This window comes from Leptospirillum ferrooxidans C2-3, from assembly GCF_000284315.1.
Lineage (GTDB): Bacteria > Nitrospirota > Leptospirillia > Leptospirillales > Leptospirillaceae > Leptospirillum > Leptospirillum ferrooxidans.
This window is the reverse complement of record NC_017094.1, coordinates 805383-818489: the sequence shown is the minus strand read 5'-3', so window position 1 is coordinate 818489 and position 13107 is coordinate 805383. Positions and strand designations below refer to the sequence as shown.

The following is a 13107-nucleotide window of genomic DNA, read 5'->3' as shown; positions in this document are numbered from 1 at the left end:
CTTTTATGATAAGAATGCCTTTCCGGCCTCTAATCCATTGGTAAATGTCTTCAAAACAGAAATTCCTCCCAAATAGTTTCCAGTCAGAATCATTCCCTCAGGTGTTAGATCTCTTATCCGCTGAATTCGCGAAGCATGACCAGGAGAGTATTGGGAAATACCTTCAGCCCAACGCTGTATTCTGAAAAACTCTGGTCGGGAGTCTAAACCAAAAACCGTTTTAAGCTCTCCAAGAACAATCTGCTCGAAATCCTCATCAAAGGACATGGCTATTTTGGGACTGAGCATTCCACCTGCAAAAATGGTCAAAAGGACTTTTCCGTCGGGAGACCGATTCGGAAAGAGGTCCGAGTTTTGAATGATCCCAAGAATTTTGCGTTTTTCACTCGTTGGAAATAAAACACCAAACCCTGGCAAATATCCTGGCAAAGCCTTTCGGTCGACCCCTATATAGGCAATTGCAATGGGTGCCATCGGGATCGAAGACAAAACGGATGCAATTTCAGGTTGGTTCTTCTCCAGAATTCTTCCAGCATCCGCTGGTGATGTCGCCAAAATCATTTTTTGGGAAATGACCTCCACCCTCTCTTCATCCTGAAGAAGGACACATTGGAACTCGCCAGAAGGAAGCCGATTCCAGTGGATCAATTCACCATGAATCAAGGATTCATCTTTTAAGTATCCGGAAAAGGCCCTGACCATTTCCCCAAGACCCCCAGAAAATGAATAGAGCCCCCCAGGGGGGCCAGTAAGGTTAGCTTTCTTTCTTTTTTTCTCCCTGGAAAGTCGTATTGCACCTCGAATCAGACCCCCACTTTCCTGCTCAAGTCTCGCAAGAAGAGGAAAAGCCGAATTAAGAGAAAGAAGATCGGGGTGGGAGGCATACACCCCTTTTACAAATGGATCAATCAGTTTTTCAAGAAATTCGTTACCCAACCGTCGTCGAACAAAATGCCCGACAGTTTCGTCTGAACCTTCAGGCAACCCGGAACCCGGCGAGATAAAAAACTCTTTGGCAACCCGCATCTTTTCACTAAGTGAAAAAAGAGGCGTTGTCAAAAAAGAGGATGGCGAAAGCGGCACGGGAATGAGTTTTCCCTGACACCACACATACCTGTTTTGAGCCTCTGGTGAGGCTTTTAAAAGTTTTTCGGAAAGTCCCAGTTTATCCAGCCAGACATTGATGGGATCTTCTGGCCCCAACATCATCGAGTTTGGCCCCATTTCCAGGAGGTAACCACTATCCTCAACCGAGCGTATTGCCCCACCAAGATAGCCTCTGGACTCAACAAGAAGAATGTTCTTCCCGGCCTGATGAAGCACCATCGCTGCAGCCAGCCCTGAAATCCCCCCACCGACAATAAGGACATCACATCTGAACACCGTACTCAATGGAACCCTGCCATCGGTGGAGTCGAGCCAGACGGGCCCATCGCAACCATAAACCTGAAAACATATTCCAGAAGTTCAATTCTATGAAAAGCTTCAAGCACATCATTTCCCCAAACAGTCAGCCCATGATGGCGAATCAGGAATGCTGGCAAATGGAACTCATTGAAGACTTGATCTTGAGCAAAAAGTCTTTTGAGATCGAGTGCTATCCGAGAAACATCCAAATGATTTTCAAGGACATCAATTCGGTACCCCAAGGACGGATCCTTAACGCCTAAACCTTTGATCATTTCAAGAGGGGGCAATAAAACGGAATGATCTGACGCCCATTCCGACACGATATTGGATTCAACCGAATGGATATGAAAAACAGCATTGGCCTCTCTCAATTCGGAATATATTGCCTGATGAATGGAAACCTCTGCAGAAGGCTTCCTCCCATTTCCGGATGGACCCGGCAGCTCATAAAGCCCTTTGACGCTCACAAGATCTTCGTCTCCCAACATTCCTTTGGGTCTTCCGCTTGCCGTGATCAAAAAGGTATCGGGAGCAACCCTGACAGAAAGGTTACCCGACGTTCCGACCATCCAGCCCTTATGATAAAAATGACTGGAAACCCTTATAAGCTCATCTTTTTCTGCCGTCCATTGCGAAATACTCAAGAGATCTCCAACGAAGGTTGGCAAATGATCCTGTCCAGAATCCTTGCAATATCAAAAAAATTCTCAAATGGAAAAAAATCAATTTTTCTGTCTTCAAGGTAAGAAGAAAGCCTTCCTCTTGAAAAAACAATATCGCATCGAAGAGCGAGTTGCAGATCCGTTACCGAATCACCGATGCAAATAAAACGGGAGCCGGGAAATTGATCTAGAAGACGGACCTTTGCAACAAGTTCCGATTCGCTTTCCAAATTAGAACTGATTTTTAAAAAAGGACCAGAGTGGTCAACAGTCATCCCATAAATGGAAGAAACGCCTTCAGGAACTCCTTTAAGAGCTGCACGAACAAACTCGGAAACACCCCCCGTGACAATCAGAAAAGGGATGTGGCATGCAGCCAAACCACCAAGCATTTCAAAAAACCCCTTTCGGATCGGAGCGGCAGAGATCATTTCGAGCATTTCAGGATAATGAACGCTCTCAATGGACTCCATGATTCTACGAACACCCTCTTTTAACGTCAGGGTCAAATCATACATCTGGGGAATAAGCTCTGATGCAAGAACAGGAGCAAAGCGAGTAAGAATGGCCACAAATGTTTCATCAAAGGTGATGGTTCCATCAAAATCACAGAGAATAACCCACTTATCCGACATCGATTCTTATTCTCCGATCTTGTGTAAAGGCGAAGGAGATTGTACTTTGAAACCCGCTTCAGAAAGCGCGATTTGAAACGCACGAACCCCTATTGTACTTTGAAACCCGCTTCAGAAAGCGCGATTTGAAACGCACGAACCCCTGCGGAAACTCCATCAGGATGATCCATAATAGCTGTGCCTGCATTAATGATCTGATTGGTTCCATAAGCTTGAACCAAAGGAAAAACAGATCCTGGATTCACTCCCCCGGATGGAACAGGGAAAATGGAAGATTTGTGAAGAGTATCGACCAAAGAAGACTCCTCTTCCGGCAAGACAGGAAAATTGCCGAAACGGGTTGGAAAGAGCACTGCATCTCCACCTGCATGAGCCATCAATGTCCCCAAAACGACACGCGCAGAAAACCCGTAATCGGACGGACCGGTATAAACACCCGACAACGCTGGATGACAAAACAATGGGACATTGATAAGAGGATCAGCCGCCAACGACTCCAAAACGGGGTACCCGTAGGCAAAAACATTCAAAAGTAACGCATTTGCTCCTTCCGAGACCAGGATTCTGGCTTTTTCGATTAACTGATCGGCTCGTCCGGAAAGATTGACTGCGTACAGGACCCTTCGTCGATGAACCCGCCAAAGTTCGTCGACCACCACTCGAATGGAAGCCAAGCGATCAAGAGCCGTGCATTCCGGAATATCCGGCAAAATCTCGTCATCCTTCATCAGGTCGATACCGGCAAATGCAGCTTCCCTGAAGATTTCCCCATGCTCTCTGGCTGTCAAACCCAAAGAAGGTTTAAAAATAGCCATTAAAAGCGGACGATCAAATATCTCCAGAGACCGGCGAATTCCCTGAATCCCGAAGGCCGGGAGAACGCCATATCTCTCCGGTAGCAGCAAATCAACGACTTTCATCGGAAAAGCCATCGAATACTTGCCCATGATGGCCGTCAACAGGGCCCCCGTCGAATCCGGGCAATTTGAGACCGGATAATCGATGGTCGCCAGTCCACCCCCATTATCACTCGGGAAAAGCGCAACAACTTCTGCCAAATGTCCGGAGAGATGATCTTTCCGGCTTTCAAACTTGGGGCTCCAAGTCCCTGCAGATTGACCGATGGCAACCATTCTGGCCATTTTTTCAAGATCGGTTCCGGCTGGGAAGCGATAGGTGACACGAATTTTGGAGTCATTTGAGATCAAGAGATCTTTACCTTTGTTGAAGTATATTTGGGCACCCATCCAGCGGTATCTGAAAAATAACGGATCGCCTTAATACAACGTTTTTCTGTCAGGACAAACCAGTGCTCTGTATTTTTTGGTATACGAATAAAGTCTCCTGGTCCAATCTTCAATAGGGCCTGTTCACCTGTTGGCAGAACAAAACCAAATTCTCCCTCGCCATCAATGATATAGCGCACCTCTTCATCATCATGCGTATGGCACGGAGAAAATCGGTCCAACATTTCAGAAAGTCCTGGGGTTCCTGGATGTAGAACGATCAAGTCCCGACTTTTCATGCCCATCTCTTTTTGGAGACGGAGAAATATCTCCTCAAAGCCTTCAAGGAGGTTCTTTTTTTCCAATTCATCCAAGGAGGGCGTTTTTCGCAACTTCGATGCTTCCATTGCAGCAGGAATTGGCCAATTTGAAAAGAAAACCTCAATGGATTCAAGATAACGATTTATGGCAACCGTATCGTCAGTCGCATAACCAGATGTTGTTGAAATGGTAGCCAAAAAATCCTCCAGCAGAATCTAATGCAACGCTTGCCTACAAAATGGCAGAACATTAAAGAACAATGGGGCGACCAAGCGACAAAAGCTTAATCCCCCCATCCTGTTCAATACCTTAAAAAAATCACAAGGAAGCAGCATGATCCTTCAGATAGCTTTTAATTCCGGCTTCTGTCGCTTTAATCGCTTCTTGACCTTTTTGCCAGCCTGCCGGACACACTTCACCATGTTCCTCATGAAACTTCAGTGCATCCACCATTCGAAGAGTTTCGCCGATCTCCCTTCCGAGGGGGAGGTCATTGACAAGCTGATGGCGAATGATTCCTTTCGCATCGATCAGAAATGTTCCTCTCAATGCAACCTCATCATTCAACAATACACCGTATGCGCGAGAAACAGATTTGGAAAGGTCTGCCACTATCGGAAATTTCACAGGACCGATCCCTCCCATATTGACGGGGGTATTTCTCCATGCTGCATGTGTAAAAACAGAGTCAACGCTGGCACCAACCACTTTGACACCACGTTTCTCAAATTCCGCCAGTCTATGATCAAATGCGATGATTTCGGTCGGGCAGACAAAGGTGAAATCAAGAGGCCAAAAAAAGAGAACTCCAATAGATCCCTTCAAATATTGCGAAAACTGAAATTTTTCATTAATAGAGCCATCACCCATAACTGCCTGGGCAGTAAAATCAGGAGCTGCTGTTCCGATTAAATGAGACATAGAATCCCCTTTCAACAATTTGAATGGTCAACTGGTCTTGGTTCACAAAAAACTTTAACGTAACAAAATGCTGGAATTATTTCATGGACATTTCATGCTTCGTCTCACCTGTCAGGGCATTTAAAAAAGCAACAAGATCCCGCTCGTCCGACTTGGTCAGATGGAGAGGAATAAGGAGGGCATCTTTGGGATAGGGATTTTTCCCTCCACCCTGATTATAGAACTCAACAACATCCATCAAGGTTTTCACAGACCCATCATGCATGTAGGGAGCCGTTAGGGCAACATTCCTGAGTCCGGGAGTTCTGAAGCGCCCCTTGTCAATCGGATCATGAGAAACGGCATACCGTCCCACATCTTTTGACCCCGCCACACCAAGATTATGATATTCCTGATCGCTAAGCAATGCACCATTGTGACACAAAACACACCTTCCCTTACCCTTAAAAAGAGCAAAACCATGTTGTTCCTGTGGCGTCAAGGCGGTTTTGTTCCCCATCAGAAACTGATCATAGGCTGACATTGGTGTTACCAAAGTTCTCTCATAGGCTGCAATAGCCTTTGCGATCCGGTCAATGGAGACTTGACCTCCAAACACAGCTTCAAAAGAACGGCGGTATCGTGACTCCTTCTGAAGGCGACGCACAACACTCTGGTTTGAGGGGTTAGCCATCTCTACAGGATTTGTCAGGGGGCCAATCCCCTGCTCTTCGAGGCTTCCGGCTCGACCATCCCAAAACTGACGAGAGAAATAAGCGGCATTCAAGGCTGATGGGGCATTTCTCGTCCCATGTTTACCACCAACCCCAATCGAAACAGCTCTGGGATCTGCATAACCTTTTGAAGGAACATGGCAGGACGCGCAACTGATCTTTCCATTAGCAGATAGCCTGGGATCAAAAAACAACTCCTTTCCAAGAGAAATCTTTTGCGCACTTTGCAAATTCGCTGATGGAATATCCGGATTAGGTGGAAGGGGCACCAAGGCACCCGCCCATGAAGAGATCGGAAAAACGAGAAATGAGGCAAGAAATGAAGCAAATGAAAAAACTTTCATTTGAAAACGATCATGATTATGCATGGTTCCTCCGAAAAACGGCTTTTTGCTTCAGACAATACTATTTTTCATAAGAAGAATATTGCACCAAAATCTTCTTCCGTCTTTAAAGATACAACAACCGCCTGAAGCTTCGAAATCAAGGAGCTCAATGTCCTCGATAATGCTCGTCTTCAAGACATGAGAACGAACTGGAAGCATTCGGAAAACCAATCCATTTCGCAGTGGTAATTCTAAAAAACGCAATTGAAACGGGAAATAGCAATCGGTTCACTTCATTCAACATTCCGCTTATAATACCAAGGAATAATCTGGGAAAAAACAATGACAAAGCAAGCAATGACACAAGACCACCATCGGATTGAGGAAATTGCATTTTGAATGAACAAGCTGAAATCAATCCATCTATCCCCAAAAAACATAAAATGCCTTGGGTGTTATCCTTACTTGCTGGGGGGCTTGTATCGGAAGGAATCGGGTTTGTCCTCATCCGAAAAGGTTTTGAGCACTCTTCAGCCTTTCATGCATTTTTTTCATCCACCGCGATTGCACAGCTTCTCAAAACAATCGTCACATCGCCTGCCATCTTATCTGGCACGGCATTTGAGGCGGTGCACTTCGGATTTCTTCTTGAGCTTTTGTCGTTATCTGACGTTTCCTTCATCATTCCCCTGACATCCCTTGGATATATCCTCACCCCCATTTTTGCGAACATCTTTCTTCATGAAGCAGTCCCTCCCCTCCGATGGGCAGGCATTTCACTGATTTGTGCGGGCGTCATTGTCCTCATGAGAAAATCTTGATTCCCTTCATAAAACACTTAAGCCCACCAAGATGGTTGACACCCACAGCCATTCTGGGAGAACTCCGGAGAGTCAGCAACTATTGGAGCATTCTCATTATTTCAGCAATTATCGGAATCATTACCGGATTTTTGGTCTCAATTACAGAAACAGTTGTCTACCATATTCTCTTCCTCACTCTTTACAATCATCTGTTCCAAAACTCCTGGATCGTGATTCTTATTCCCATGATTGGTGTCCTCATGACAAGAGTCATCCTCCTTCAGGGTGGAATTGATGGGATGGGGGGAACAGAAGAGGTTGTCAAAAGCTACCATGAGTTTCGGGGAAAGATCAGGCTATCCAGCGTCCTTTATAAAATTCCTGCATACATTTGCACACTTGGATTTGGTGGCAGCGCCGGCATGGAAGGTATATCAACCTATATTGGAGGAGCGGTCAGCTCCCTCTCCTCCAAGATTCTGGGCTTGCTCAATGTTACGGCTGAAGATCAGCGAGTTCTTCTGCTAGCAGGCGCTGGTGCCGGACTTTCAGCAATGTTCAAGGCGCCACTGACTGGAGCGATCTTTATGCTCCAGGTTCCATTCAGAGGTGATTTGGCACCCAATGCTCTTTTACCGACTGTGGTTGCATCTGTTGCTTCTTATCTGGCAATGGTTTCCGTCAAGGGAACTGCTCCCCTTTTCACAATGGCCGCCAAAACACAATTTCACACGAGAGATCTCATCATAGCCATTCTGATCGGATCGCTGTGCGGGATCCTCGCGAGGCTCTTTTTAAAAGCCTACCGTGCCACCAAAGTATGGTTTCTCTCCGGTCCGGCAGTTCTATCCTGGAAAAATCTGCTGGCGGCATTCATCTTGGGGATGACTGGATTTATCGCCCAAAAACATTTTGGCGAAGCACTCCCTCTGGGCCCCGGGTACACCTTCATACAACATCTCTTATCCAATCATGAAACTTTTTTCAATCTCCTGCTTTTACTGCTTCTCAAGACCATGGCCATTATCTTTACGTTCTCCGCTGGAGGCATGGGTGGATCATTCTTTCCCCTTCTTTGTCTTGGAGCCGCTACAGGAGGTTTGATTGCAAATATCGGATCCCTTGAACCATTCGACTTCGGTGTGGTCATGGGCATGTCCTCCTTTTTGGCGGCCGGATATAAAACTCCCTTGGCATCGGTGGTCTTTATCGCCGAGTCGACACATAGTTCCGCATACCTGATCCCTGGGCTGATGGCAACCGTTTTTGCCTATGTCACATCAGGAGCAACATCTATTTCCTCCCATCAGAGGGACCGTGAAGATATCCATCTGTCCCGACGTTTTCACCTGAAAGTCCTACAGGCGATGTCCAAAACAGTTATTGTCGTCCCTGCAGGCATTACCATTCAGCAGTTCAGGGAAAATTTTCTTATGAGATACTTCCATCGCACCTACCCGGTCCTCTCAAAAACCGGATCACTGATTGGCATTGTCTCGGTTCAGGACGTTGAAAAGATCCATCAGTCCGATTGGGAGAAAGAACTTATCGATTCAGTCATGGTCAACAAGGTGATCACAGTCCGGGAGTCTGATACCATTCAAGATGCGATTGGGAGAATGAATCGGCATGATCTTGATTTTCTCCCGGTTGTATCGGATCTGGACCCACAAAGAGTTGTTGGGGGACTTTCCAGAACAGATATTTTTCAGGGGGAATGGGCCTCCAGGCTTTAAGAACCACACACCATTCTCATCCCGACACATGATTCTTTTTTTAAACAATCTGCAGGGGGCATGAAAAAATGGAAAGATATTTTAAGAATAGAAAAATCGCATCAGTCAAAAAGATACGGGTTGTCATGACCATGATCGCAACTGTGTTCATAATTCTTACAGGGATTTCCCTGCCCATTCACAAGGCATTCGCCGAGCAAGCCGCGTCTGAGGGAATGCCTGCACCAAACTTTATCGGAAAAGACCAGGATGGTGATACACATAAGCTTTCCGACTATCGACATCAGTGGCTCATTTTATATTTCTTTCCAAAAGCGGACACTCCCGGTTGCACAACTGAGGCCTGTACGTTCAGAGACGGGATCATGAAGCTCAAAAAAATAGGAGCAAGCGTCGTTGGCGTTAGCATGGACGACAGGGAAAGCCAGGAACATTTTGCAAAAAAATACCACATTCCCTTTCCTCTCCTTGCGGACCATACAGGAACGATCGCAAAAGCCTACGGAGCGGCCGGTGGATTTTTGGGGTTTGATCACCGCTATACTTTTTTAATTGACCCGCAAGGAAAAATTGCAAAGCGATATCTCGATGTTGACCCTGACAGACACTCAAAACAGGTTCTCGAAGATATCAGGAAGCTTCAATCCCAAAAAAGGAACACTCACTCATCAACATAGGAAAAAAAGCTCGAATCCGCTTGCCAGATTTTTCCAGGAATGAGCCGATCTCCTTGAACTATTTGGCCGGATTCATTAGAATGGGTGTTGTTAAAAATGCGCCTGTAGCTCAGTCCGGATAGAGCATCGGATTCCGGTTCCGAGTGCCGGGAGTTCAAATCTCTCCAGGCGCGCCATATTTTATCCGGTACGGTCCTCTTTCCAGAAAAATTTTTTGCCCGAATTTCTTTCTGATCCCGCCAAAGAATGGTACGGGATAAATTAGCCAACTACAGAGTTGGCCTCCTCAGGGAATATCGACCTCTTCAGGATAAAGACGCCCCTCTAAGCATTATCGATACCTCCCGTCAATCGATCAAAAAAACATCGCCTCTTTAGATAATCCCGCTCTCAAGGTACAATACCCCGCTGGCATCACAAAAAATCAGTATCGAACCAAGAAAAACAGAGTCAAGCAAAAAAAACGGGGATTGTTCTGATGAGCCGCTACTGGAGTTCCTTAATCGATAGACTCACTCCCTATATTCCGGGAGAGCAACCAAAACAGCAAAATGTAATCAAACTCAACACGAATGAAAATCCCTACCCTCCATCTCCAATGATCAAAGAAGCAATGATTGGGGAAATGGATCGTCTCCGTTTATACCCTGACCCTAACGCCGATATTCTCAAAGATGCCATTTCAAAGGTTTATGAGGTTTCAAGAGAAAATATTTTTGTGGGTGGAAATGGATCAGATGAAATCCTTGCCCACATATTTCATGGACTTTTAAAACATGATCTGCCTATTCTCTTTCCTGAAATCACTTACAGTTTTTACCCAGTTTATTGCGCTCTCTACGATATTACGTTTGAAAAAATTCCCCTTGATGGCTCCTTTCAAATCAGACTGGGCGACTACATAAGACCTAATGGAGGAATTATTTTTCCCAATCCGAATGCCCCAACGGGATGCATTCGTCCAATCGAGGAAATCGAAAACCTGCTGAAACAGAATCCGGACTCAATTGTTGTCGTTGACGAAGCCTATATCGATTTCGGCGGAGAGTCGGCGATCCCCCTGACAAAAAAATATGAGAACCTTCTTGTAGTCCAGACGCTCTCCAAATCACGCTCCCTTGCTGGTCTGCGAGTTGGATTTGCGATCGGATCCTTACCACTGATAGAAGCTCTTGAGCGTGTCAAGAACAGCTTCAACTCTTACCCTCTGGACCGTCTGGCCATTGCAGGTGCCACTGCATCCATTCTGGACCGAAACCATTTTGAAAAAACCAGACAAAAAATCATCGAAACAAGAGAACAGCTTTCAAAAAAGTTGGAGAATCTTGGTTTTTTTGTCCTACCATCGAAAACCAACTTTCTTTTTGCCAGACATCCAGAGCATGATGGGAAGAGACTCCACCAGATGCTTAGAGATAAGGGCATTTTGGTCAGGCACTTTACTGATCCTAAAATCAATCAGTATCTTCGGATAACCATTGGAACAGAAGAAGAATGTGAAATCCTGACAAAAACACTATCTTCCATTTTAAAAGCTGGATAATGATTCCCCCCTGATTGCTGATGGCGACTGATTCACAGAAAAGCCACACTTCCGATAGGCAGAGTGGTCAATCATTACGATGTTTGACCATTCAAAAAAGAATTTAGGGTTGAAGCAATCGATCAAGCAATCTTCGTGTCCACCAAAACACTTGAATCCAGACAATCCCCTGACAGCAAGACCAGCCAACTCAGGGATCCATTAAAAACGGAGCCATTTTGATCACCGCAATCCTCATTTTTGTATTGACCCTGATTTTTGTCTTATGGCAGCCCCGTGGACTCGGCATTGGATGGAGTGCTCTTGCCGGAGCAGCATTCGCTCTTCTTTTTGGAGTTGTCCATACCCAGGACATTTCCGCTGTTTGGTCAATCATCTGGGATCCCACGATGACTTTTATCGGTCTAATCGTCATCTCTCTGCTCCTTGATGAAGCAGGTTTTTTTGCCTGGTGCGCCATCCATGTTGCTCTATGGGGAAAAGGCAATGGAACAAAATTATTCCTGCTGATCATTTTGCTGGGAGCGAGCGTTTCCGCTATCTTTGCAAATGACGGAACAGCACTGATCCTGACGCCCATTGTTCTTTCCGTTCTTTTGTCACTGGGTTTTTCCCCAAAAAATGCCTTGGCCTTCATTCTTGCAACAGGATTTGTGGCTGATTCAACAAGCTTGCCTTTGGTGATATCAAACCTTGTAAATATCTTGTCTGCCGATTACTTTCATAAGAGCTTTGGTGAATATGCAAAAGTCATGGTCCCTGTCAACTTTGCCGCATTAGGATCAACTCTTCTGATTTCATGGATCTATTTCAAAAGATCTCTCCCTGCAAGTTATAACCTGATGGGGCTCCCCCCTCCAATAACCAAAATCCACGACAGACTGGTCTTTTTGGCAACCTTTCCACTACTGATCCTTTTATTGGCTGCATATTTCATGACTGCAGGCACAAAAATACCTGTTTCGCTTGTAACTGGTGCAGGAGCCATACTCTGGCTCGCAATTGCAGGTCGATGGTGGAAGAAAGGAAAAGGTGCAGTTATTCCTGTTTGGAAAGTCTTAAGGGAAGCTCCCTGGCAAATTGTTCTATTCAGCCTGGGGATGTATCTTGTTGTCTACGGCTTAAAGAATCAGGGACTTACGATGGAAGTTGGCCACCTTCTGACCTCCATGTCAAATATGGGAAGCTTTGCAGCAACGATTGGGAGCGGATTCATGTTTGCGTTTCTATCTGCAGCCATGAATAACCTGCCGACAGTTTTAATTGGAGCGATCGGGATCCATCAGGCACTTCACCTGTCCCCTCTCGTCAAAGAGAGCATGATCTATGCAAATATTATCGGATGTGACCTTGGACCGAAAATGACCCCCATCGGAAGTCTGGCAACACTTTTATGGCTTCATGTATTGGAAAAAAAAGGAGAGAAGATCTCCACCGGAGAGTATATCCGGGCGGGATTCATCCTAACCATTCCGGTCCTTTTCATGACGCTCGTCGCCCTTTATGGGTGGCTTCGCTTTCTCCATTCGTGAAAACAAACCACCCATAAAAACAACCAGAACAGGATATCCGGAATTGACGCATCACAACAAAGGGTAATCAGTTCCCTTTATTAATGAGATTGCAGACATTTGACCCTGAACTCTTCAATCGCATGTATTCCTTCATGATACAGACATCCATCGCGATGGATAAACCAGAGGATTTTGCTTTTGCCCATCCTTCCGGGCTCTTGATTCCTTCCTGAACCCATACTCTGGTAACCTTGGCTCTGGCAGCTTCATCGATGACATCCGGAATATCAGCAGATTTTCGAAAAACAACAACCATGTCAGGAACACCTGGCAATGAAAAAAGATCCGGATAGCAAGCCACATGGCCAACTTCCTTCAATAGGGGATTGACCGGCCAGACATCATAGCCATGATCCTTAAGGTAGCTTGCGACTGTAAGGGATGGTCTTCCAAGCTTATCGCTGATCCCCACAACGGCAATAGTCCTGGATGAGTCCAGAAGATCAAGAATAACCTCATCTGGTAAATAAAATGGCGAGGAAGGCGTCAACATTATAAACTCCTGGTCAAGCGTTTTTTCCGATCAAGAATCAATCCAGACAAGAACCCCTCATTTCTTT

At 45.7% G+C, this 13107-nt stretch carries 13 protein-coding genes and 1 tRNA gene; 6 read left to right on the top strand and 8 right to left on the bottom strand.

The annotated features are described in order from the left end of the window. Positions 1-3: 3 nt before the first annotated feature. The 7 genes from hemG to LFE_RS04230 form a co-directional block, all read right to left on the bottom strand. Positions 4-1383 (bottom strand): protoporphyrinogen oxidase, encoded by a 1380-nt coding sequence (gene hemG / locus LFE_RS04260; protein WP_232502587.1) that lies wholly within the window; start codon positions 1381-1383, stop codon positions 4-6. Positions 1384-1388: 5 nt separating this feature from the next. After that, positions 1389-2054 carry a methylthioribulose 1-phosphate dehydratase gene (gene mtnB / locus LFE_RS04255; protein WP_014449030.1) on the bottom strand — a complete coding sequence of 222 codons (666 nt, stop codon included), beginning with the start codon at positions 2052-2054 and terminating at the stop codon, positions 1389-1391. Beyond that, the gene (locus tag LFE_RS04250) at positions 2051-2707 is read right to left on the bottom strand and encodes a haloacid dehalogenase-like hydrolase (protein WP_014449029.1); all 657 of its coding nucleotides are present in this window, start codon (positions 2705-2707) and stop codon (positions 2051-2053) included. Before LFE_RS04250 ends, mtnB begins: the two co-directional genes overlap by 4 nt. Before the next feature lie 89 nt (positions 2708-2796). Beyond that, the gene (locus tag LFE_RS04245; protein ID WP_198408013.1) at positions 2797-3915 is read right to left on the bottom strand and encodes a RuBisCO large subunit C-terminal-like domain-containing protein; all 1119 of its coding nucleotides are present in this window, start codon (positions 3913-3915) and stop codon (positions 2797-2799) included. Continuing rightward, on the bottom strand, positions 3912-4451 hold the full coding sequence (locus tag LFE_RS04240; protein WP_014449027.1) for a cupin domain-containing protein: 540 nt from the start codon (positions 4449-4451) through the stop codon (positions 3912-3914). Before LFE_RS04240 ends, LFE_RS04245 begins: the two co-directional genes overlap by 4 nt. Positions 4452-4572: 121 nt before the next feature. Continuing rightward, positions 4573-5175, bottom strand: coding sequence for a peroxiredoxin (locus tag LFE_RS04235; protein ID WP_014449026.1), 603 nt, complete (start codon positions 5173-5175; stop codon positions 4573-4575). Positions 5176-5251: 76 nt separating this feature from the next. Continuing rightward, positions 5252-6256, bottom strand: a complete 1005-nt coding sequence (locus LFE_RS04230) for a cytochrome-c peroxidase (protein WP_014449025.1) — start codon at positions 6254-6256, stop codon at positions 5252-5254. Positions 6257-6609: 353 nt separating this feature from the next. Between LFE_RS04230 and LFE_RS13000 the strand changes: the two genes are divergently transcribed. From LFE_RS13000 to LFE_RS04200, 6 genes are all read left to right on the top strand, one after another. Beyond that, entirely contained in the window at positions 6610-7035 is a 426-nt protein-coding gene (locus LFE_RS13000; protein WP_014449024.1) for an EamA family transporter, read from the top strand. Next, positions 7032-8753 carry a chloride channel protein gene (locus LFE_RS04220; RefSeq protein ID WP_014449023.1) on the top strand — a complete coding sequence of 574 codons (1722 nt, stop codon included), beginning with the start codon at positions 7032-7034 and terminating at the stop codon, positions 8751-8753. The genes LFE_RS13000 and LFE_RS04220 overlap by 4 nt, the downstream gene beginning before the upstream one ends. Before the next feature lie 68 nt (positions 8754-8821). Next, positions 8822-9430, top strand: coding sequence for a peroxiredoxin (locus LFE_RS04215; protein ID WP_014449022.1), 609 nt, complete (start codon positions 8822-8824; stop codon positions 9428-9430). Between the two features lie 98 nt (positions 9431-9528). After that, a tRNA-Arg gene (locus tag LFE_RS04210) sits at positions 9529-9606 on the top strand. A 302-nt stretch (positions 9607-9908) separates the two neighbouring features. After that, positions 9909-10973, top strand: a complete 1065-nt coding sequence (gene hisC / locus LFE_RS04205) for a histidinol-phosphate transaminase (RefSeq protein WP_014449021.1) — start codon at positions 9909-9911, stop codon at positions 10971-10973. A 221-nt stretch (positions 10974-11194) separates the two neighbouring features. Beyond that, entirely contained in the window at positions 11195-12505 is a 1311-nt protein-coding gene (locus LFE_RS04200; protein WP_041774788.1) for an arsenic transporter, read from the top strand. A gap of 67 nt (positions 12506-12572) precedes the next feature. Here the strand turns inward: LFE_RS04200 and LFE_RS04195 are convergent, their stop codons facing one another. Further along, positions 12573-13040 (bottom strand): CoA-binding protein, encoded by a 468-nt coding sequence (locus tag LFE_RS04195; protein ID WP_014449019.1) that lies wholly within the window; start codon positions 13038-13040, stop codon positions 12573-12575. Positions 13041-13107: the final 67 nt, after the last annotated feature.